At 56.4% G+C, this 21,801-nt stretch carries 18 protein-coding genes; all 18 read right to left on the bottom strand.

Features of this window, described 5'->3' with window-relative positions; all coding sequences use genetic code 11:
- Positions 1 to 95: 95 nt before the first annotated feature.
- Positions 96 to 2,090 carry an excinuclease ABC subunit UvrB gene (gene uvrB, locus J2S20_RS07150; RefSeq protein WP_307254579.1) on the bottom strand — a complete coding sequence of 665 codons (1,995 nt, stop codon included), beginning with the start codon at positions 2,088 to 2,090 and terminating at the stop codon, positions 96 to 98.
- Positions 2,091 to 2,232: 142 nt separating this feature from the next.
- Entirely contained in the window at positions 2,233 to 3,117 is an 885-nt protein-coding gene (locus J2S20_RS07155; protein ID WP_106612049.1) for a tyrosine-type recombinase/integrase, read from the bottom strand.
- A gap of 179 nt (positions 3,118 to 3,296) precedes the next feature.
- Positions 3,297 to 3,869 (bottom strand): NUDIX domain-containing protein, encoded by a 573-nt coding sequence (locus J2S20_RS07160; RefSeq protein WP_106612050.1) that lies wholly within the window; start codon positions 3,867 to 3,869, stop codon positions 3,297 to 3,299.
- Complete coding sequence (gene proC / locus J2S20_RS07165; RefSeq protein WP_106612051.1) at positions 3,866 to 4,663, bottom strand: pyrroline-5-carboxylate reductase; 798 nt, start codon at positions 4,661 to 4,663, stop codon at positions 3,866 to 3,868. Before proC ends, J2S20_RS07160 begins: the two co-directional genes overlap by 4 nt.
- A gap of 172 nt (positions 4,664 to 4,835) precedes the next feature.
- Positions 4,836 to 6,038 (bottom strand): TolC family protein, encoded by a 1,203-nt coding sequence (locus J2S20_RS07170; RefSeq protein ID WP_307254583.1) that lies wholly within the window; start codon positions 6,036 to 6,038, stop codon positions 4,836 to 4,838.
- Between the two features lie 14 nt (positions 6,039 to 6,052).
- Positions 6,053 to 7,279 (bottom strand): TolC family protein, encoded by a 1,227-nt coding sequence (locus tag J2S20_RS07175; protein ID WP_307254585.1) that lies wholly within the window; start codon positions 7,277 to 7,279, stop codon positions 6,053 to 6,055.
- A gap of 43 nt (positions 7,280 to 7,322) precedes the next feature.
- Complete coding sequence (locus J2S20_RS07180; protein ID WP_307254587.1) at positions 7,323 to 10,391, bottom strand: efflux RND transporter permease subunit; 3,069 nt, start codon at positions 10,389 to 10,391, stop codon at positions 7,323 to 7,325.
- A complete protein-coding gene (locus tag J2S20_RS07185) occupies positions 10,388 to 11,467 on the bottom strand; it encodes an efflux RND transporter periplasmic adaptor subunit (RefSeq protein WP_307254589.1) in 1,080 nt (359 codons plus the stop codon). The genes J2S20_RS07180 and J2S20_RS07185 overlap by 4 nt, the downstream gene beginning before the upstream one ends.
- Positions 11,464 to 12,090, bottom strand: coding sequence for a TetR/AcrR family transcriptional regulator (locus J2S20_RS07190; protein WP_307254591.1), 627 nt, complete (start codon positions 12,088 to 12,090; stop codon positions 11,464 to 11,466). Before J2S20_RS07190 ends, J2S20_RS07185 begins: the two co-directional genes overlap by 4 nt.
- Positions 12,091 to 12,414: 324 nt before the next feature.
- Entirely contained in the window at positions 12,415 to 13,263 is an 849-nt protein-coding gene (locus J2S20_RS07195) for a hypothetical protein (RefSeq protein WP_106612057.1), read from the bottom strand.
- Positions 13,264 to 13,522: 259 nt separating this feature from the next.
- Positions 13,523 to 13,906: a VOC family protein gene (locus tag J2S20_RS07200; protein ID WP_106612058.1), complete on the bottom strand. Its 384-nt coding sequence runs from the start codon at positions 13,904 to 13,906 to the stop codon at positions 13,523 to 13,525.
- A 1-nt stretch (position 13,907) separates the two neighbouring features.
- Positions 13,908 to 14,414, bottom strand: a complete 507-nt coding sequence (locus J2S20_RS07205; protein WP_307254598.1) for an MmcQ/YjbR family DNA-binding protein — start codon at positions 14,412 to 14,414, stop codon at positions 13,908 to 13,910.
- A 62-nt stretch (positions 14,415 to 14,476) separates the two neighbouring features.
- On the bottom strand, positions 14,477 to 15,511 hold the full coding sequence (locus tag J2S20_RS07210; RefSeq protein ID WP_307254600.1) for an acyltransferase family protein: 1,035 nt from the start codon (positions 15,509 to 15,511) through the stop codon (positions 14,477 to 14,479).
- A gap of 88 nt (positions 15,512 to 15,599) precedes the next feature.
- Positions 15,600 to 17,033, bottom strand: coding sequence for an alanine/glycine:cation symporter family protein (locus J2S20_RS07215; RefSeq protein ID WP_106612061.1), 1,434 nt, complete (start codon positions 17,031 to 17,033; stop codon positions 15,600 to 15,602).
- Between the two features lie 187 nt (positions 17,034 to 17,220).
- On the bottom strand, positions 17,221 to 18,420 hold the full coding sequence (gene tuf, locus J2S20_RS07220; RefSeq protein ID WP_307254603.1) for an elongation factor Tu: 1,200 nt from the start codon (positions 18,418 to 18,420) through the stop codon (positions 17,221 to 17,223).
- 127 nt (positions 18,421 to 18,547) lie between these two features.
- Positions 18,548 to 20,671 (bottom strand): elongation factor G, encoded by a 2,124-nt coding sequence (fusA, locus tag J2S20_RS07225; RefSeq protein ID WP_307254605.1) that lies wholly within the window; start codon positions 20,669 to 20,671, stop codon positions 18,548 to 18,550.
- A gap of 15 nt (positions 20,672 to 20,686) precedes the next feature.
- Positions 20,687 to 21,157 (bottom strand): 30S ribosomal protein S7, encoded by a 471-nt coding sequence (gene rpsG, locus J2S20_RS07230; protein WP_106612064.1) that lies wholly within the window; start codon positions 21,155 to 21,157, stop codon positions 20,687 to 20,689.
- A gap of 204 nt (positions 21,158 to 21,361) precedes the next feature.
- Positions 21,362 to 21,781: a 30S ribosomal protein S12 gene (rpsL, locus tag J2S20_RS07235; RefSeq protein WP_106612065.1), complete on the bottom strand. Its 420-nt coding sequence runs from the start codon at positions 21,779 to 21,781 to the stop codon at positions 21,362 to 21,364.
- Positions 21,782 to 21,801: the final 20 nt, after the last annotated feature.

Genomic DNA, 21,801 nt, shown 5'->3' on the forward strand with positions numbered 1-21,801 from the left:
ACCGGAATGCAACCTCCCGGAGGGTATTCATTTATAAGCAACTATGGACTCAGGTCAGGGTGAGAGGGGTTGCATCTCGTTTTACAAGTGAGGGATTATTTTTTCCTGCTGCCCGGATCGCCAAGCATCCTCAGAACCTCGCTCATGCGGTCACGCAGCCTTGCAGCCTCCTCAAAGTTCAGCTCTGCTGCCGCCCGGAGCATACTCTTCTCCAGCTCCTTTGAGAGCTTTTTCAACTCTGCATCGCTCATGGACTCCGGATCCTTCTTCCAACTCTCCTCATCCCGGATCACTGCCTTCGTCATCGTGATCACATCGCGCACCGCCTTCTTTATGGTAGTCGGCGTGATGCCGTGCAGCGCATTGTACTCCTCCTGAAGCTTCCGCCTCCGCTCCGTCTCATCAATTGCCCGGCGCATCGAGTCCGTGATGGTATCCGCATACATAATCACATGCCCCTCAGCATTTCGCGCGGCGCGCCCTATGGTCTGAATCAGCGAGGTCTCGCTGCGCAGAAACCCCTCCTTGTCCGCATCCAGTATCGCCACCAGCGTAATTTCAGGAATATCCAGCCCCTCTCTTAAGAGGTTGATGCCGACAAGCACATCAAATTCGTCGAGGCGCATCGCGCGGATGATCTGCGCGCGCTCCAGCGTGTCGATGTCCGAGTGCAGATAGCGCACGCGGATCCCGACCTCCCGCATGTAGTCGGTGAGATCCTCCGCCATGCGCTTTGTGAGTGTGGTGATCAGGATCTTATGCTTTGCCTCCGTCTCCTTCCGCACCTCGGAGATCAGATCGTCGATCTGCCCCTCCACCGGGCGCACGGAGATCTCCGGATCCAGAAGGCCGGTCGGCCGGATGATCTGCTCCGCCCGGAGCATCTCGTGCGCCGCCTCATAGTCGGAGGGCGTCGCAGAGACAAAGAGCATCTGGTCTATCCTCTGCTCAAACTCCTGAAAATTCAGCGGACGGTTGTCCAGCGCACTCGGCAGGCGGAAACCAAAATCCACCAGCGTGTTCTTTCTGGACAGATTTCCGTTGAACATCCCACCGATCTGCGGAATGGTGATGTGGCTCTCGTCCACGATGGTCAGATAGTCCTCCGGAAAATAGTCCATGAGCGTGAAGGGCGGCTCTCCCGGCTTCTGCCCGGTAAGAAAGCGCGTGTAGTTCTCAATGCCGGAGCAGAAGCCCGTCTCCCGCAGCATCTCCACATCGTAGTGTGTGCGCTCCTCAATGCGCTGTGCCTCGAGGAGCCTGCCCTCGCTCTTTAAATACGCCACTCTCTCCTCGCACTCCGCAAGTATCTCCCGGCAGGCTTTCTCAATCTTCTCCTTCGGCACGACATAATGGGAGGCCGGGTATATAGAGATGTGCATGGTCTCCGCCGTGGGGCTTCCGGTCAGCACGTCGATCTCTGTGATCCGCTCGATCTCGTCCCCGAAGAACTCCACCCGGTACGCGAGCTTGTCCTGATCCGCCGGAAATATCTCCAGCGTGTCCCCCCGCACCCGGAAGCTTCCGCGGTGAAAGTCCATGTCATTCCGCGTGTACTGAATGTCGATCAGGCGGGAGATCACCTCGTCCCTGTCCTTCTCCTGTCCCGGTCTTAAGCTCACCATCATGTCCTTATAATCTACCGGGCTTCCAAGTCCGTAAATACAGGATACACTCGCCACGACAATCACGTCTCTCCGCTCCAGCAGCGCGCTCGTCGCCGAGTTTCGGAGCTTATCGATCTCATCGTTGGTCGCGGAGTCCTTCTCAATATAGGTGTCTGTCTGCGGCACGTAGGCCTCCGGCTGATAGTAATCATAGTAGGAGACGAAATATTCCACCGCGTTTTCCGGGAAGAATTCCTTCATCTCACTGTAGAGCTGCGCCGCGAGCGTCTTGTTGTGAGAAATGATGAGCGTCGGCTTCTGCAGCTTCTGGATTACATTTGCCATGGTAAAGGTCTTCCCGGAGCCTGTGACGCCCACCAGCGTCTCAAACTGATTCCCCTCCGAAAAGCCCTTCGAAAGTCGCTCGATTGCCTGCGGCTGATCTCCCGTCGGCTGATACTCACTGTGCAGCTTAAATTCCATATTCTGCCTCTCAGTCTGATATGCTGCGGGATCATCCAGAGTCCCCGCAGCTGCATCCCTTCCATAAAGGAAGGGCTGCTCCCCTCTTCCGGAACTGCCCTTTTCCTGTTATCTCCTCTGTGCGCGGTCTCCCGGCTGCACTTTAGCGTCTTCTCGCCGTGCTTCTCCGTCTGCTGCCCGCGCTGCTGATGTAGCTCACGTAGGCGTGTGTGACAGAGATATCCGCGTGACCCAGCATCGTCTGCACGGAGTGCAGATCCGTGCCGCTCTTTAAGAGATGCGCCGCAAAGCTGTTTCTCAAGGACTGCGGCGTAATATCCTTCCGGATATCTGCCCTGTCTCCATAATATTTGATGATCTTCCAGAAGCCCTGACGGCTCATTGCCTTCCCGCTGATATTCACGAACAGCAGCTCCGTTTCATTGCCCTTTAGGAGCGCCTCGCGCGCATCCTCCAGATAGCTGCAGAGTGCCTCGCGCGCATCCTCCCCGAAGGGCAGCACGCGCACCCGCTCGCCGCTCCTCCTGCAGCTGACACAGCCCCGCGCAAAGTCCAGATCCGAGAGCGTCAGCTCTATCACCTCTGATACGCGAAGCCCTGTCGCACAGAGCAGCTCCAGCATAGCGCGGTCTCTGAGCTTTTTGAGCGTTTTTCCCTCCGTCTGCTGAAGAAAGCGCTCCACCTCATCTGCGGTGAGCACCGTCGGAAGCTTCTTCTCCACCTTCGGCGCCTTCAGCTCCTTGGCCGGATTCAGCGGAATATCCCCGTATCTCTCCTCAAACGAAAAAAAGGCCTTCATGGAGGCCACAACTCTCGAAATCGTAGTTGTCGCCCTTCCCTTGCGCTCAAGCCAGAGTACATAAGCGCTCAGCATCTCTGCGCTGATCTCACCGGGTCTCCGTATTCCATAGCCGGAGAGCCATTCCGCCATCTGGCGCAGATCCCTCTGGTAGGACACCAGCGTATTTTCCGCCATATGCCGCTGATCCCTCAAAAACTCTGCGAAGCGAAGCAGTTCCTCTTCCATCTCGTTCCCCCGTTTTTCAACTCTCTGTCCGGTGCTCTCTGTGCTCCCGCCCTTTGGCACCGGACGGTCAGTTCACAGTATACCCGCAAGATTATGTAAAATCAAACGCCCCGGAACAGCTGAAAAGACCGCTTGCGCGGCCTTTTTTTAAAAAAATACAAGATGTGGATATATGTCTGTCACTGCGGGGATATCTTGCCCTTTTCTCCTTCAGAAAATATTTTTGCCGCGTAGCCCAGAATCGCAGAAACGGTCTTTCCGTCCCGCAGCTCACCGCGATAGATCATCTGCAGAAGATCGCGGAGCTCCCACTCCTCCACCTCAATCGACTCATCCTGATCCAGATGCTGCTGTCCCGGAAGAAGCTCCCGCGCGAGAAAGATATCGATCTCCTCATCGCAGAAGGCGACAGTCGTATCGATGCGCATGAGAAATTCCAGCTTGTCCGGGCTCTCCACCCGGTAACCGGTCTCCTCCTCCAGTTCACGAAAGGCACAGAGCCGCCGCGGCTCGTCCGGGGAATCGACCTTGCCCGCGGGAATCTCCAGAGTGGCACGATCCAGCGCGTTCCGGTACTGCCGCACCATGAGAAGCTTCCCCTCCGCAGTCAGCGGAAGCACGGCCGCCGCACCGTTGTGATGAATATAGTCCCAGCTCGCCTGATGACCGCCGATCTCCACGAGATCCCGATATACCTTCAGTATGGTTCCCTCATAGGCGAGCTCACGCTTTAGGCGCCGTACCTCGTTCATATCTCACCTCTGCATCTGCGGTAGCAGGCCTCGGCGCCCTTCAGCACGACATTGCGGAAGCCGGTCTCCTCCAGCGCCGCCACGGCTTCGATGGTTGTGCCTCCGGGAGAGCAGACAGCATCCTTTAAGAGCGAGGGGTGCTCCCCCGTCTCCAGCACCATCTTCGCGCTGCCCAGCAGAGCCTGCGCCGCCATCTCCAGCGCATCCGTCTTCTTCATGCCGTAGCGGACCCCCGCATCGGAGAGCGCATCGATAAACATGTAGACAAAGGCCGGAGAGGAGCCGCTGATCACCGTGACGGCATCCATGAGCTGCTCATCCAGCTTCTTCATGCGCCCGAAGGAGAGAAAGAGCTGCGCAAGCTCCTCCCTGTCGCCGTCTGTAAATCTGCTGTCGTCATAGCAGATGCCTGTCATCCCCTCCCGGATCTGTGCCGGCGTATTCGGCATCGCGCGGACGATTCTCTTAAAGCCGCCGAGCTTCTCCGAGACCTCCGCGATGGTGATACCCGGCGCGAGAGAGATCACCAGCTTCGATCCGCCGATCTCCGGGCGAATCTCCTCCAGCACTCTGTCATAGACCACGGGCTTCACCGCAAGAATCAGAATATCCGCCTCTCTCGCGCAGAGCTGATTGGAGCTCACAAAGCGCACACCAGTCTTTTCGTTGATCTTCACCCCGCGCTCCGGATGCGCACAGGTAAAGAGAAGATCCTCTTTTTTATGTGTCTCAATCAGGCTGTTCATAATTGCAGTCCCGATATGTCCCATACCGATAAACCCTATTTTTGACATTCCGATTTCCTTTCTGTCCTGCTTGTCGCTGTCGTGCCTTCTATCTTATTCCAGCGCGCCCATTCGCGCAAGCCTGAAACTCAAATCCTCCCCGGATCATCCGGCATGGCCGTAAGCTCTGCCCCAGCAGACTTCCGTATGAAGCACGCCCGCGGTATGGCCTGAGGCGCACTCACTCCACAGAGGAATTGCCCTGAAGTGCCCAGTCATAGAGCTCAAGAGCCTCAAAAAAGCTGCTGTCCGCCGTGTTCAGCTCCGTCCGTGCAGCCTGATACTGTTTCAGCGCCCCCAGATAGGCCGAGACGGAGAGCATCCCCATCCGGTACTGAAGCTCTGCCGCGTCTTTGCTGAGCTCCGCAGCCTGCATCCCGCTCTGCGCCGCGTCAAGCCCCGCCTGCTTCGCCAGCGCGTCCTGCTGCATCTCCCGGAGATTCACCAGCAGATTCTGGTTCATAGCCTCCTCGCTGTCCGCGCGAAGCTCCCAGGATGTCGTTGACTTCACATGAGAGGCATTCCGGAAGTCAATCAATGTTCCGTTTTTGGCAATCGCCGCCCTGAGATCTGTCTCCGGATCCATGCCCTCAAGGCGCGCAGCATCCGCCGCCGGCGTCTCCCCGATCTCCGGGTCCGCATCCTCCTTCCAGCCGCAGAGCAGAATGAGGCTTTTCTTAAGCTTCGCCGCTCCCGCATCGAGTGAGACAAGCTGAGACTCCGCCCGCATGAGCGCTGTCTCCGCAGAGCTAAGATCCAGTGCGGTGCCAAGCCCCAGCGAGAGACGCTGCGCTGCGTCGTCCCGAAGTCTCCGGTACAGCGTCGCGGACTCTGACGCGATGGCGCGCTGGGTTCTCAGTCCGTTGTAGGAGATCATCAGCCGTTTCGCCGCGACAGAGACCTGACGCTCCGCCACGCGGAGCGGCCGGTTTGAGGCGCTCACCTCCCGCGAGAGCTTATCCGCTGAAGCCCCGATTCCCTTCGCCGTAGCGGAGAGTATCGCCTCCTGCATGGCATAGTTTCCATAGTCCGCCTGATCTCCCGCCGCCTTCGCGTTCTCCTTCAGCTGCCGCATATCCCGCTGCCGCGCGTGTAAATTATCGCGTATCGTCTGCATAAGCCGGATGTTGTCCGTAAAGCCTGACCAGGCAGAGACAATTGCCGGATTGAAGCTGTGTACCAGCTCATCAATCTCATCGTACTCCAGCCGGTTGTCCATCAGCGCAGCCCAGCGCTCCTCCGTGTAACCGTTCAGCTCCGCCGCACTTTTTCCCGCCTCCGCGGGCTCTCTCGCTGCCTGCACGGCCGCCGATGCGGGAAATGCCGCCGTCCCCGCCAGTACAGCCGCAAGCGCCAGTGCCGCGGCTCTCCTCTCTCTCCTCATGCTGTCACCTCGCCTCAGCTCGCCGCGCTGGCGCCGGCAAGCCCCCTAACTGCCCAGTCATAGGCCTCCATCGCCTGAAAGAGCGTGAGCTCCGCCTGCTTTCTTCCAAGCTCTGCCTGCTTTGCGTTCAGCTCTGCCGTCTCATACTCCACCCGGCTTAAAAGTCCCAGCTGATAGCGCTGCGCGCTCTGTGCGGCAGTCTGCGCGCTGAGCTCCGCATTTGATACGCTGTAGAGATAGCTGCTCTTCGCGCTGAGCACCGTCTGATACGCCGCATTGAGACTGGCAGCTATGCGGGCCTCATTATCCGCAATGGTGGATTTCAGAGTATTGATATCTGTCTCTCCGACCGCATTCTCAAGCTTTTTTTGATTCACGCGAAGCGTGTAGTTATTCTGTTTCGCATGCTCAAGATCCGCTTCCGGATTCATGCTGTCAATCCGGGAGAGCTGAAGCTCCGGCAGCGGTGCGATCTCTGCCTCACTGTCCGCCTTCCAGCCGAGCATCACCTGAAGCTTCTGCCGCGTCGCATCTCTCGCCGCACTGTCACTGATTTTCGTCTTTTCCGCATTCTGAACTGCCTGCTGCGTTGTGAGCAGCTGGATCTCCGTCCCGGCTCCCACAGCCTTCTGCGCCTCAGCAACAGAGAGCTGCAGCTCGGCGAGCTGCTTCGAGAGCGCATCCGCCTCCGTGCGGTACTGCCCCGCATAGTAAGCGATCATACTGTTCTGCGCAGTCTGCACCAGCGCCTTCTCTGCGCTCTCATAGTTCAGCCGTATGATCTCCGCGTCCTCAAGCGTATCGTCCGCCTGCTTCTGAAGGTTCTTCGCCTGCATCTCAGAGGTGAGCGCCGCCGTCATCGCGGCCGCGTAGTTCGCATCTCCCTCATCGGGATAGCTGATGTCCGCAAGCAGCTCGTCCGCAAGTCTCCGGTACTCTGAGGCCACATCGTCACGGCTGCTGCCGTAGTCCTTCCTGAATTTCCGGTAGCTGAACTGATTCTGCTGCACTGTCGGGTTGTACTCCTGAATCAGTCCCTCAATCTCCGTGTATTCCATGCGGTTGTCACGGAGTGCCGCCCACTCCTCCTCTGTCCGCGCAAACTGCGGCGAGGAGGCAAATATCGTCCCCGCCCCGAAAGCGGAGAGCTGAAGCACGAGCAGCAGCGCTGCTCCCCGACGGAGCACCGCGCACCCCGCACTTTCCCGCTCTGCCTGCATGACCCTCATTCTGTTCTTCAAGGCATTCCTTTCCCGGCCCGTCAGGGCCGCCCGTAAAGTCCACTCAATCCACATCCGCAAACTCGTCTATTCCGCCCTTCCGCTTCCGATCCGTCATCTTGTAGAGCGTCGGCAGAAGCAGAAGCGAGAGCAGAGTAGAGGCCACCAGTCCGCCGATATCCACCAGCGCCAGCCCCTGCATATACTGACCGGCGGTGCCGTAGCGCAGCGCCATCGGAATCATCGCGATGATCGTAGTCAGCGTGGTCATGAGAATGGGGCGCAGGCGAACTGCCCCCGCCTCCACCAGCGCGACATCCAGATCTGCATTCTCCGTGCGCATGTGGTTAGCTGTATCTACATATAGTATACCATTATTTACGACCGTTCCAACCATCATCAGAAAACCAATCATGGAAATCATGCTGATCTTACAGTTCGCAAGAAAGAGCAGCCCGAAGGCGCCGATCAGTGAGAATGGGATCGTAAACATCACCATAAAGGAATATTTGACTGACTCAAACTGTATCGCCATGACAATAAACACCAGAAATACCGCCGTCATCAGTGCGCCGCCGAGCGCAGAGAGCTCCTCCATCATGCTCTCGTCCATGGAGTTCTGCGCCATCTCCACCCCCATCGGCTTCTGAAAGCGCTGGACATAGGCCTTCATATCCCTGTCTGCGGTCTTCTCATAGCTCTCCACAATGTCTGCGGTGACGCTGACCTGATAGCGCTTGTCCTTTCGGAGCAGCGTCTCCGGACTGTCCTCAAAGCTCACACGCGCGATATCGGAGAGCGGCAACTGGCTGCCCTTCGGCGTTGTGATGAGCCAGCTGTTCAGCCTGTCCACACTGTCCAGCGTTCCCTCCGGGTACTCAAGCCGCACCTTGTATTCACGGGAATCCACCGTAAAGCTCAGCACCTCCTTGCCGCTCATGGCGAGGTAAATGCTGCCCGCGACGCCGGCGGGTGTCAGCCCCTCGGCCTGCGCCTTCACGGGATCCACCTCCACCTTCACCACCGGGGCAGCATTCTCCATGGAGGAGTGCACCTTCGTGACATAGGGCTCCTTCCGCAGCCCTGCGACAATTTCATCCGCCGTGCGCTTCACCTGCTTGAGATCCGATCCCTCCAGCATGGTCTGGATATCCGCAGTCGTGGAGGAGCTCATTCCCATGGAGCTCGCATTCTGCATCGTCACAGAGGCATTGGTGATGCGCTGCATGGGAGCCTTCCAGTCGGAGATAACCTGCTTCGTGCTGCGGCTTCGCGGCTTGCCGGGTCCCCTGTCCTTCAAGTACGCGGTCACAGTCGCACTGGAGCCGCCGAGGCTCATTCCTACCCCGCTTGAGCCGTAGGAAACCAGATACTTTTTAACATCCTCATCCGCAGTGATCACGGCCTCCACCTCGGAGAGCACATGATTCACCTCTTCAATGTGCTGGTTCGGCTTCAGATTCACCGTGACTGTGATCTGCCCCTCGTCCACGTCGGGCGTGAGCTCCATGCCGAGCCGCGAGGCCATGGCGAGGGAGACGAAGAGCAGCGCCACGATGGACGCGATCGCGAGGCGGTTGTGCGGCATGATGCGGCGCACCAGCGCGCGGTAGGCTTCCTCAAGCCGCGCCAGCAGCCGGTTCACCGGCGCCTCCCGCCTCTCCTCAGGGTGCAGGAAATAAAAGAGCAGAGGCACGATGGTACAGGCTGAAATCAACGATGCTATCATACAGAACACAATGGTGAAGCCCAGCTGCCGGAAGAGCTGCCCCGACATTCCCTTTAAGAGCGCAAGCGGCAGAAACACGACACAGGTGGTCGCGGTGGAACCTGCAACGCTGCCGAGCACGTATTCTGCGCCCTGCATGGCGCCGTCGTAGTAGCTCAGCGCATGCAGCTTTTTCTGACGGAAGCAGCTGTCCAGCACAACGATGGAATTGTCCACGACCATGCCGACGCCCAGTACCAGAGAGCCCACAGAGATCAGGTTCATGGAAAAGCCCATGGCACTCATGCAGCAGAGCGCCACCATAACGGAAACCGGGATCGAGGTGCCGACGATGACCGAGGCCTTGATATCTCCAAAGAAAAGGAAGAGGATCGCCATGGCAAGCAGAATTGCCATGCCAAGCGTCTGGAAGACCCCCCGCAGGCTGTCCTGAATCTCATTTGCGGAATCACTGATAATATCGAAGTGCAGGGAGCTGTTCGCGCGCTCCAGTGCTCCGAGCTGCCTGCGCACAGAGCGGGAGACATCCACCGCAGAGGCGCTCTGCTGCTTCGAGACAGAGATCGTCACCGCGTCCTGCCCGTTGTAGCGGGCGATGCTGTCCTGTGCCTTCAGCTTCTCGTGGACCTCCGCCACATCACTGAGATGGATCACCTCACCGTTTGCAAGCGTCAGCGCGATGTTCCTGATTGTCTCAATGCTGTTGTAATCCGCCCCTATGCTGACATTTAAGTCCTGGTCTCCGTGACTCAGCTTACCCGAGGGCAGCGTAAAATCTGCCGCGCCGATCAGTGAGGCAAGCGTGTTCATATCGAGGTGGTACTGCGCCATCTTCGCCCTGTCCAGCTCAATGCGGATGTAGGACTCCCGCCCGCCGTTCAGCGTGACCTCTGCAACCGAGGATATCTTCTCCAGCTCCGGGATGATCGCATCGTCCGCGTAGCTCCGAAGATTGCCGTCCGTTCCGCCCTGCACCATGAGCTGCATCACAGGCATGGCATTCATATCCATCTCCATGATCACCGGATCGTTTGCGTCCTCCGGAAGGCCGCCGCGGATGGTATCCACCTCCTTGCGGAGATCCAGATAGGCGGAGTCCATATTGGTGCCGTAATCATAGCGCAGCATGAGTATGGACATATTCTCCATCGCATAGCTGTAGTAGCTCTTGATTCCGGAGAGCGTGCTCACCCCGTTCTCCATGGGCTTCCCCACAGTCTCCGTGATATCCTCCGGGCCCGCGCCGGGGTAGCTCGTCATGATCAGCATCATCGGATAGTTCATATCCGGCGTCATCTCCATGGGAGAGCCGAAGACACCCTGCAGACCGAAATAGAGTATGGTGACCAGACTGAGCAGCATGGTCACCGGGCGCATCAGCGCAAACTTTGTGAGATTCTTCATTCTGCGAGAACCTCCGCGCCGTCATAGATTTCACTGGACCAGCTGACGATCACCAGATCCTCTGCCTGAAGGCCGTCTCGCACCTCCATGAAGCTTTCGTCAAAAATACCGGTGACGATCTCCCGCTTTACGGCGTGTCCGTCAGAAAACAGATACACATAGGGCTTTGCGTCCGCGTAGCTCACGGCTGTAGCGGGGACAGTCAGCGCCTGCACCGCCCGCGCGCTGATGAGCTGCACCTTCGCGCGGGAACCGCTGCCGAGGTTCACGCCCGGTATGCTTCCATCCTCCGCGGGCTGTACCTCACCAATACTCGCCCTGCAGCTGTAGAGCCCCGTCGCCGGGGAGACCTTGCCGCTCACCTCCGTCACAGTCCCGTTCACCAGCGCGGCATTCTTCTCCAGCTGTATCGTGTCTCCGACGTTCAGCTGACGCATCACCTGCTCCGTGACTCCAAAGCTTACGCTCATACCGCCATCTCCGGAAATGGTGCAGATTGCCATGGCGGGACTCGCCTGATCGTGCACGCTCACATTTTTGGTCTCAATCACACCGCTGATCGGCGCCTTCACCGTGGTGTATTCCGTCTGTAGCTTCAGCTGTGTCTCGGCATTCTGATAGGCAAGCCGGGTGCTGCCTGCCGCGCTCTGCGCTCCCTCAAGCTGCTGCTGGGACACCGCCCCGGTCGCAAAGAGCGCCTGGGTCCGGCCGAGCGCTGTCTCAGCGTCATTCATCGCAATGCGGGCGGAATCCAGCTGAATCCTCAGGGAATCCAGCGCATCCGAGTGTATGGTGATCAGCGTCTGTCCAGCCTCGACGCGATCTCCCGCCGCGAAGCTGACGTCCGTGATCTCACCCGCCATCTTCGGCATCACATCCACCTCCTGCTCCGGTTCCACCGTGCCGATCGCCTCTGTCCTGTTTATAATATCCCGGCGCTCCGGCGATGCGACTGTAACTGTGGGGCGCGTCTCCTCCTCCGCCCTGTCCGCTCTGTGCAGAAAACGGCTCACGATCAGAGCTGCAAGTGCCAAAAGCGCCAGAACGATAATACCTTTCTTCAGCTTTTTCTTCATTGCTCCGCTACCTCTCTGTCTTCCCGGCGCAACACGCCGTACTTCAGGATCTCAAGCTCATGGCGCAGATTTCTCTGCACCTCCTCCACGCGCTCCGGACAGTTTGCCGCGATCGCCGCACAGCGTATGGTGCTCGTAAATACCATGGGAAGCAGATACATGAGCTGCTCCTCGTCCACACTGTAGTTCCTGTGATCCAGCTCCTGATAGACTCTCGCGCAGAAGGCTCTGCCCCGGCGCTGCATCTCATTGTAGCCGCCAGCATCACAGCTCTGGGTCATCTCCTGCATGAGCTCCGCATCCGAAAAAATATTTCTCATGAAGCGGAGACCGTCCTCCGTGCGAAACTCCCTGTGACAGTGACCGTAGAGCATACGCGCGCAGAGAAAGATATCCCCTCCGCTCTGCCGCAGAAAATCAAGCACCGAGTCCTCATACTGTTTCATGAATTTTGTCATGATATGCCGCAGAAGATCCATCTTGTCCTCAAAATAAGTGTAGAAGCTTCCCCTTGAAATATCCGCCTCGCGGATGATGCTGTTGATGCTCGCGTCTGCAACAGAGACCCGGCAGAACTCATGAAAGCCGGCGCGCAGGATACGCTCCTGCTTCTCCTTTGCCAACTTGAAAAAGCGCTCCGAGGGCATATTCCTCTCCTCCTCCTTCGATTCATCAGGTGACAGGCTGTCACATCTCTGAATTCTACTCGGAAAGTGACAGGCTGTCAACTCCCCGGAGGGAGTATTCTATCCTGCGCATTTCTGATTTCTGCGCTTCATTTTTCTGTTGAAAACGCAGTCTGGAAACAGGTCTCTGTTAGAGCGCGCCCATGGCGCGCAAAGTCAAAAATGCTCCTGCTCATTATCTGAGCAGGAGCAGAGCTTCTGTATCACAATAGCCGTTCTGTCAGTACGACGGCAGATATCAACATCGTCCGCACCGGAGCCTCAATACTCACCCTTATTGTAGAGGTGTCCGTGTGCGGCGTCCTCGCTGTACACCGGCGTATTGGTCGTATCGTAGTTGTAGGTCGTATCCTGAATGGAAGTGAGGATATTCCCGCTGAAGGTTCCCTGGAACATCATCTTCTTCTCCATGAGGCTCTTCGTCGTGGAATAACGGCTCGTACCGTTGACACGGCTGCTGTCGCGCCACACCGGAACCACAACCTGTATGCCGCTCACCACCGGGCGGAGGACTGTCTCCGTCGTGGAGGAATCGGCAGAAACCTTTCTCAGGCGGGAAGCAGACAGAATATAGTTATTGCCCTCCGCATCCATGAGGCGTACCTTGTAGCCGCTCTCAGAGGAGCTCTTGCTGCTATTGCTGTTCTTGCTGCTGCGCACCACACTTCTGTTCGCCTTGTTCTGCGCAGTAACCGTAATACCGAGACCCGGGAGCTCAAAGGTATCTCCCTTCTTGATCTCCTTAATCTCCTCATTGCTCATAAACGCGGTGTCATAGATATCCACTGTCGCATTGTAGTTCTCTTTGCTCTCATCGAGCACCGCATTGGTGACCTTCAGGATTCTCTCTCCGAGCACCTGATACTGTGCGAGACCATCCGGCGCATTGGTACTGGTCTCTGTCACCTGCGTCGCATTGCTCGGTTTGCCGTCCCAGTAGCCGTTCACGTCAACCCAGTAGCCGTCCTCCGTGTACTGACTTGTGAGCCAGGTATCCTTGGTCTTCATGTATCTCCACCCGTTGGCGTCCTGCTGCCAGCCCGCAAATGCGGTGGAGCTCATAGCCAGAGTCAGCGCGGAAGCCGCCACGACCGTCATAAATTTCTTCATTCAATCATCCTCCTGAATAAACTGTCCCCTCGGACATTAACTTTCTTTTTCTTGTTGGTTGCATTATAAGCGCAATCTCAGGCGCGTACAAGGCAATTCGCTGATTCGTAATGATTCGTAAGCTTGAGTTAAGTTTTCGTTCTGTTTTCTTTCTATATTCTTGTCTCAGCTGCTCTGCAGGGAGACACATTTCCCCACGTGATGCGAAAGTCTATATCTTACCATTCATTCAGAAGCTTTATGTCGTTTTATCTGCCGCTCACACCGTCAGCTCGATCTGATTTCCCTCAAACACTCTGAAACAGCTCTCATAATAGCCGTCTCCCGTGATGCGCGGCCCGCTAAGCAGCTCATAGCCATCCTGTTTCAGGCGCGCACTGAGCGCGTCCACAGCCTCTCTGCTGCCAAGACTGAAGGCCAGATGGATGAAACCGGTGCGGTTCAGCCCCTTGTGCTCGTCCTCCATGCCCGGCCTCTGCATGAGCTCCAGCCGCGCGCCATCCGCAAAGGAAAGGAAGTAAGAGCGAAAGTCTGTCCGCACATTGTGATAGCCCTCATTCGACACTGCCCCGAGATAGCGCAGAAAAAATTCCCGCGCGCCCTCGAGATCGTTTACATACATCGCGATGTGCTCTATTCTCATCTCACTTCTCACCTCTCTGCTGTTCTTCTATATCCTGTTCTTCTCTCCCTGCAGACCTTGCGGCGTCCTTCCGCGTGTGTTTCCTTTTCGCCGGCTGCTTTCCTTTTGTTGCTGTCTTCTCTGCTCCCGCTGTCTTCTCTGCTCTCGCTTTCTTCTCCCCTGTCATCTCATAGCTCGCATCCAGAAGCCTGAGTACCAGCTCCTTCGGAACACTTCCGTCCAGAAGTATCGTGAGCCAATTCTGATGATTCATGTGGTAACCCGGCAGAAAACCCGGTCTCTGCCTCAGATAATCCCCTTCCATCGGATCGCATTTCACATTGAGAATATCGAGCGGTTCCTCCCCGCTCTGTCTGAGCTGCGGCGCCGAGACCGACATCAGCACCGCATACCACTTGCGATTCTCCCGGTGACGCAGAACTCCCCAGTCCGGATACTGGCGCCAGAGATACTCCGCAGCAGTCCCGTACTTCTTTTCAGCATAGTGAAAGATCTCAGCTCTGTTCATCGCCCCGCTCCTCCTGATCAAAGTCCGCAGGCGGACACCAACTCTCCCATATGACCAGCAAACTACCTGCCTCCCGTAAAGCAGCGATACAGGAAAGGCACATATTTCTTTCCGATGAGCTGCACGACAAATGCCAGCAGCACAATGAACCCCGGCATCAGAAGATACAGGGTGAGGCTCACTGCCGTTCTGCCATGCCAGATGCTGTCCGCGAGCTTTGTGATGAGCCGCACCGGCGCAAAGTGAAGCGCATAGATCAGAAAAGTTTCCCGCACCAGCTCCGGCGGGCGCGGCAGGGAAATACAGCTGCAAAGCCACCACAGCGATGCCGCCCCGCTCATTCTGCAGAACACCAGGGGCAGATCATTCCCCGTTCTCAGGGCAACAAACTGCCACAGCAATGCGGAGATAAAAAGAAAAACCGGCATACGCTCTCTCCCTGGGGGAGGCAGCAGGATATTCCTTCTGCCCCTCTCCCGGCAGACGATCGCCATGCGGGCTGCCGTGAGGTAGTAGAGCAGCGCATCAGAATTCAACGCGGTCGGATTCAGTCGGAGGGCGATCACCACTGAGAGCGGCACTGCCGTGAGCAGATAGCCCCTGAGGCTTCGCGCACACAGGTATACAAGAGGTGAGAGCAGCACCAGCAGCAGGAGCTGAAAGACATACCAGAAGCCGTAATTATAGTCGTACAGAAATACAGCGCGCGTGAGCTGCCGGAGATTCAGCGGCACTACGCCCTTCCCCACCACTCTGCTGAGCCCCGGAATGCGGGAGGCGATGACATAGCCCAGATAGTAGAGACTGTTCCACAGAAGATAGGGAATCAGGAGACTGCGCACTCTCCGCTTCCACTTCTTAAGCGTATCCGACAGCTCAAAATCCCGAAAAAAAAGAAGCGCAGAGAGCATAAAGAAGCCCGGCACCGCAACTTGCGCGATGCTGCTTCCTATCACTCTCTCCGCTCTTCCGACAAAATGGTAGGGTCCTGCGCCTCCGAGGAACAGCTCCGCATTGTAGGAATGCGCACAAATCACCAGCAGCGTGTAGACAAAGCTCACCCAGCCGACATGATCCCAAAAATGCTCCTCACTCATAGGCACTCCGCTTCCGTTCCACCTCAGGGCAAAATAAGCTCCTCTCCCATCTTACACAGGAAAGCTGTACCACGCAAGACGCGCGCTCTTATTTTCCGCCCTGTGCTCTCCGCGAGTAGTGCGCCTCATAGTCCTTCAGCGCCTCAATCGCCTCTCTTGAAAGCGGATACATCACAAGAATATTGAAAATCGTCATGAGGCCGATGCCGACATCACTCAAATCCCAGACTACCGTGTAGGAGGCCAGACCGCCGATAAAGAGCATCAGGAGCGCCAGCAGCTTATACGCGGTCTGTGACTGCCAGCTGTCCCCGAAGAGATAGGCCACGTTTGAGCGCGCATAGAAGAGCACGCCGATAAAGGTCGAGAAGCTGAACAGCCACAGGATCAGAGCTATAAAGAGCACGCCGAAGCGACCGAAGTGATACTGCATCGCAGTCTGCAGCAGATCCATGCCGCCGAGTCCCGCGAGCTCCGACTCCGGCACAAGCAGCATGATCAGGGCCGTGCAGCTGCATATCACGATGGTGTCAATAAAGACACCCATCGCCTGAAAGAGCCCCATCTTCACCGGATGACTCGCATCCGCAGCTGCAGCCGCGCAGGGTGCAGAGCCGGAGCCTGCCTCGTTGGAGAAGAGACCGCGCTTCACACCGTTCATCATAACTGCGCCAAAGCCGCCGGCAGCGACCTGCCGGAAACCAAACGCCTCTGAAAAAATGCGGTGAAAAACAGCCGGGAGCAGCGCCGCATTCTTAAGAATCACAAAGACTGTCAGGGCAAAGTAGAGTCCCGCCATCACCGGCACGACCAGATCCAGCACCCGCACCGTCGCATACTTTCGCAGCACAATCACCGCTGCGATCAGCACAAGCGCAATGGTCGTATAGAGCGGCGGAATCTGAAAGGCATTCTCAAAGGCCGAAGAAACCGAATTGCCGATCACCTGGCTGATGCCACACCAGCAGATGAGACCGGAGAGCGCAAAGAGCGCCGCGATCAGATTTCTGCCGCTCTTCTTTTTGTCCCGGTTAAAAAAGTCATGAATATAGTAGGCCGGCCCGCCGCGGTAGCCCCCATAGAGCGGATCCTCCGTCTTATGCATCTGTGCAAGTGTTCCCTCCACAAAGGCAGTGGAGGAGCCTATGATCGCAGTGAGCCACATCCAGAACACCGCTCCGGCACCTCCGGCGGAAATGGCCGCCACAACACCGACCAGATTTCCCATGCCCACGCGGGTTGCAGTGGAAACAATCAGAGTCTGGATGCCTGAGAGCTTCCCGCTCTTCAGATCGCCGGCATCTCTCCCGCTCGGCTTCTCCAGCATGACACCAAGCATCTCCCGGAACAGCCTGACTGGCATGAGTCTCGTGCGGAAGGTGTAGAAAATGCCCGCCGGAATCAGAAGCAGCACCATGAGAGACAGCCCCAGACCGCCGCCGTCCGGAAGAGGAATCGTCACCAGATCGCCCCAGAGAAAGGCATTTACCGCCTCAATAACATTGACCAGAATTGTCACCATACCGACCCCCTAAGTAAAAACATGATTGTTCAGCGAATCAACGCTTTGTCCCGCAAAAGTTTAAACCAATAAAACATCAAGAGTATAGCATCTTGGAACCCCAAATGCAAGCATCTGCATTTTAAGCAAAGCAAAAGGAGAGATGCAGGCATCTCTCCCTCTGAATATATCTTATTATGATTCAGAATCAGTCAAGAATCTTGACAACTCTGCCGGATCCAACGGTTCTGCCGCCCTCACGGATAGCGAAACGGAGACCCTGCTCGCAGGCGATCGGGTGGATGAGCTCAACAGTCATCTCAACGTTGTCGCCCGGCATGCACATCTCGGTGCCTTCCGGAAGTACGCAGACACCGGTAACGTCAGTGGTTCTGAAGTAGAACTGCGGACGATAGTTGTTGAAGAACGGAGTGTGACGGCCGCCCTCGTCCTTGGTCAGTACGTACACCTGAGCGGTGAACTTGGTGTGGCAGGTAACGGTGCCCGGCTTAGCGAGAACCTGACCGCGGATGATATCCTCTCTGTTGACGCCGCGGAGAAGGAGACCAACGTTATCACCAGCCTCAGCATAGTCAAGCAGCTTACGGAACATCTCGATACCGGTAACGACAGTCTTTCTCTTGTCCTCCTTGATACCGACAAGCTCAACCTCGTCGTTCAGCTTCAGGGTACCACGCTCAACACGGCCGGTAGCAACGGTACCACGACCGGTGATCGTGAAGACATCCTCGACCGGCATCAGGAACGGCTTGTCGTTCTCGTGCTCCGGCTCCGGGATAGCGGTATCAACAGCATCCATGAGCTCCATGATCTTGTCTCCCCACGGTCCGTTCGGATCCTCGAGAGCCTTCAGAGCGGAACCGCGGATAACCGGAACATCATCGCCCGGGAACTCATACTCGTTCAGAAGATCTCTGATCTCCATCTCAACGAGGTCAAGGAGTTCCTCATCATCAACCATGTCGCACTTGTTCATGAATACGACAACATACGGAACGTTAACCTGGCGAGCGAGCAGGATGTGCTCACGGGTCTGCGCCATAACACCGTCGGTAGCAGCAACAACCAGGATCGCTCCATCCATCTGAGCAGCACCGGTGATCATGTTCTTGACATAGTCAGCATGGCCGGGGCAGTCAACGTGCGCATAGTGACGAGCCTTGGTCTCATACTCAACGTGGGAGGTGCTGATCGTGATTCCACGCTCTCTCTCCTCCGGAGCCTTATCGATGTTCTCAAAGTCGACAATCTTGTTGGTATCAGACGGAAGCCTGGTTGCAAGAACCTTCGTGATAGCTGCGGTCAGAGTGGTTTTGCCGTGGTCAACGTGTCCGATTGTTCCAATGTTGCAATGCGGCTTGCTTCTGTCAAATTTTGCTTTTGCCATTTTTCTATCCTCCTTGGATGAAATCTGATTTTCTGTTCAGATTTTATAAAATAGACTGATATGAATTATATCCCAGAAACGGCGGTTTATCAAGGGCTTTCGGGGCTCAGAGCCCCGCCCTCATCATTCATTTTCTGTCGGAAAGTACCTTTTCGGAGATGCTCTTCGGTACCGGCTCATACTTCTCAAAGAACATGGAGTAGTTGCCGCGTCCCTGCGTTCCGGAACGAAGATCGGTGGAATAGCCGAACATCTCGGAAAGCGGAACAAATGCCTTGATCATCTTGCCGCCGGAGATATCCTCAAAGCCCTCGACACGTCCGCGGCGGGAGTTGATATCACCGACAACGAAGCCCATATAGTCCTCCGGAATGGTGATCTCAACCTTCATGATCGGCTCAAGCAGAACCGGATTGCCCTTGCGCATGGCATCCTTAAACGCGAGAGAGCCTGCGATGTGGAAGGCCATCTCAGAGGAATCGACCTCATGGTAGGAACCATCGTAGACCGTCGCCTTGACACCGAGCACCGGATATCCGCCCAGAATGCCGCTCTTCGCAGCCTCCTGAATACCCTCGTCGATCGGTCCGATATACTCCTTCGGAATCGCACCGCCGGTGACGGCATTTACAAACTCGTAGGTGGTCTCCGCGTTTGCATCCATCGGCTCAAAGCGTACCTTACAATGTCCGTACTGACCCTTACCGCCGGACTGCTTGACGTACTTGGACTCGACATCGACAGCCTTGGTGAAGGTCTCCTTGTAGGCAACCTGCGGGGCGCCGACATTTGCCTCGACGCTGTATTCGCGGAGCAGTCTGTCGACGATGATCTCCAGGTGAAGCTCACCCATGCCGGAGATGATGGTCTGACCGGTCTCCGCATTGGTCGTCGCATGGAAGGTCGGATCCTCCTCGGCGAGCTTTGCCAGCGCGTCGATCATCTTGGTCTGGCCCGCCTTGGTCTTCGGCTCGATTGCGATGTCGATAACCGGCTTCGGAATCTCGAGAGATTCAAGGATCACCGGATGCTGCTCGTCGCAGAGCGTGTCGCCGGTGGTGGTGGACTTGAAGCCAACTGCTGCGGCGATATCACCGGAATAAACCTTCTCGAGCTCCATTCTCTTGTTCGCGTGCATCTGCAGGATACGACCGACGCGCTCCTTCTTCCCCTTGGTGGAGTTCAGAACATAGGAGCCGGTGTTCAGCGTACCGGAGTAGACGCGGAAGAACGCGAGACGACCTACAAACGGGTCGGAAATAATCTTAAATGCCAGAGCGGAGAACGGCTCGGAATCAGAGGAGATTCTCTCATCCGGCTCTCCCTCGGGCGTGGTTCCCTTGATCGGCGGGATGTCAACCGGAGACGGCATGTACTCGACGACCGCGTCCAGAGCCTTCTGCACACCCTTGTTGAAGTGCGCGGTTCCGCAGCATACCGGGACAGCCTCGTTCCGGCAGGTTCCCTTGCGAAGTGCAGCCTTCAGCTCGTCGATGGACGGCTCCTCACCCTCGAGATACTTCTCCATGAGATTCTCATCGAGGTCACAGATCTGCTCCACCATCTTGGTGTGCCACTCCTCTGCCTCATCCTTCATATCTTCCGGAATATCGACAACGGAGATGTCCTCACCCTTATTGTCATTGTAGATATAAGCCTGCATCTCCATCAGGTCGACGATGCCCTGGAAGTCGCTCTCCTTGCCGATCGGCAGCTGGATGCACACCGGGTTCTTTCCGAGACGATGCTCGATCTGGTCAACCGTCATGAAGAAGTCCGCACCCATGATGTCCATCTTGTTGATGAAGGCCATTCTCGGGACCTGATAAGTGTCGGCCTGACGCCACACGTTCTCGGACTGGGGCTCAACGCCGCCCTTTGCATCGAAGACTCCGACTGCGCCGTCCAGAACGCGCAGGGAGCGCTCAACCTCTATGGTGAAGTCGACGTGTCCGGGGGTGTCGATGATGTTGATGCGGTGCGGAAGCGCACCGGGCTTTGTCTTGGTCTTCTCCTGCAGCGTCCAATGGCAGGTTGTCGCCGCGGAGGTGATGGTGATGCCACGCTCCTGCTCCTGCTCCATGTAGTCCATGGTCGCAGTGCCCTCGTAGGTCTCACCGATCTTGTAGTTAACACCAGTGAAATACAGAATACGCTCGGACAATGTCGTCTTACCGGCATCGATATGAGCCATAATTCCTATATTTCTGGTCCTCTCAAGAGGATACTCACGATCTTTTGTAGCAGCCACTGGGTTTCCTCCTAATTAAAATCTGTAATGAGCAAAAGCCTTGTTTGCCTCTGCCATCTTGTGCATATCTTCTTTTCTCTTCACTGCTGCGCCGGTGTTGTTTGCGGCGTCCATCAGCTCATTTGCAAGACGCTCCTCCTGGGTCTTCTCACCTCTCGCACGGGAGAAGGTGGTGATCCAGCGGAGTGCCAGGGCCTGTCTTCTCTCCGGCTTCACCTCGATCGGAACCTGGTAGGTGGCGCCGCCGATACGCTTTGCCTTGACCTCAAGAACCGGCATAATGTTGTTCATGGCAGCCTCAAAGATCTCGATCGGCTCCTTGCCGGTCTTATCCTGAATACGGTTGAATGCGCCGTATACAATCTTCTGTGCGATGCCCTTCTTGCCGTCATACATGATCTGATTGACGAGCTTGGTCACAACGACATTGTTGTAAACCGGATCGCCCAGAACAGTTCTTTTTCTTCTCTGTCCTTTACGTGGCACGTTGCTTCCCTCCTTAATTATACGGCCCGGGGCTCTGCCCCGCCGTGAATTAGATCATCGGTACTCATCCATACTGGTTGTCCGCGCTTGATTCTGATCTATAATTCTGCAACCTGCAGCTTCCTATCACAATCGTGCACTTCACTTTTATGAGTATTTCGCCTTAACGCTCAATGATCCTGTGAATCGACTGTCACCGCTGAATTACTTCTTCGCCTTCGGTCTCTTTGCTCCGTACTTGGAACGGGCCTGCTGACGATTTGCGACGCCTGCGGTATCCAGAGTTCCACGTACGATGTGGTAACGGGTACCCGGCAGATCCTTGACTCTTCCGCCTCTGATCAGGACCACGCTGTGCTCCTGAAGGTTGTGACCCTCACCCGGAATGTAACTGGTAACCTCGATTCCGTTGGAAAGACGCACTCTCGCGATCTTACGAAGCGCAGAGTTCGGCTTCTTCGGTGTCGCAGTCTTGACTGCTGTGCAAACACCTCTCTTCTGCGGGCAGTTGTCGACTACCGCCTTCTTATGAAGCGAGTTAAAGCTTCTCAGAAGTGCCGGAGCCTTCGGCTTGCGCTCAGAAGTCTGTCTGCCTTTTTTTACAAGCTGGTTGAATGTAGGCATTCTTTGTTCACCTCCTGTGA

Origin of the sequence: Moryella indoligenes (assembly GCF_030812885.1) — a bacterium.
In the GTDB taxonomy this organism is placed as follows: Bacteria; Bacillota; Clostridia; order Lachnospirales; family Lachnospiraceae; genus Moryella; species Moryella indoligenes.

Excerpts from the sequence above, each read along its gene's own strand:
- J2S20_RS07185 (WP_307254589.1), bottom strand. The coding sequence starts at position 11,467 with ATGAAGAAAAAGCTGAAGAAAGGTATTATCGTTCTGGCGCTTTTGGCA.
- J2S20_RS07155 (WP_106612049.1), bottom strand. The coding sequence starts at position 3,117 with ATGGAAGAGGAACTGCTTCGCTTCGCAGAGTTTTTGAGGGATCAGCGG.
- J2S20_RS07215 (WP_106612061.1), bottom strand. The coding sequence starts at position 17,033 with ATGGTGACAATTCTGGTCAATGTTATTGAGGCGGTAAATGCCTTTCTC.
- proC (WP_106612051.1), bottom strand. The coding sequence starts at position 4,663 with ATGTCAAAAATAGGGTTTATCGGTATGGGACATATCGGGACTGCAATT.
- J2S20_RS07210 (WP_307254600.1), bottom strand. The coding sequence starts at position 15,511 with ATGAGTGAGGAGCATTTTTGGGATCATGTCGGCTGGGTGAGCTTTGTC.
- rpsL (WP_106612065.1), bottom strand. The coding sequence starts at position 21,781 with ATGCCTACATTCAACCAGCTTGTAAAAAAAGGCAGACAGACTTCTGAG.
- J2S20_RS07180 (WP_307254587.1), bottom strand. The coding sequence starts at position 10,391 with ATGAAGAATCTCACAAAGTTTGCGCTGATGCGCCCGGTGACCATGCTG.
- J2S20_RS07195 (WP_106612057.1), bottom strand. The coding sequence starts at position 13,263 with ATGAAGAAATTTATGACGGTCGTGGCGGCTTCCGCGCTGACTCTGGCT.
- uvrB (WP_307254579.1), bottom strand. The coding sequence starts at position 2,090 with ATGGAATTTAAGCTGCACAGTGAGTATCAGCCGACGGGAGATCAGCCG.
- J2S20_RS07205 (WP_307254598.1), bottom strand. The coding sequence starts at position 14,414 with ATGAACAGAGCTGAGATCTTTCACTATGCTGAAAAGAAGTACGGGACT.
- J2S20_RS07160 (WP_106612050.1), bottom strand. The coding sequence starts at position 3,869 with ATGAACGAGGTACGGCGCCTAAAGCGTGAGCTCGCCTATGAGGGAACC.
- tuf (WP_307254603.1), bottom strand. The coding sequence starts at position 18,420 with ATGGCAAAAGCAAAATTTGACAGAAGCAAGCCGCATTGCAACATTGGA.
- J2S20_RS07170 (WP_307254583.1), bottom strand. The coding sequence starts at position 6,038 with ATGAGGAGAGAGAGGAGAGCCGCGGCACTGGCGCTTGCGGCTGTACTG.
- J2S20_RS07200 (WP_106612058.1), bottom strand. The coding sequence starts at position 13,906 with ATGAGAATAGAGCACATCGCGATGTATGTAAACGATCTCGAGGGCGCG.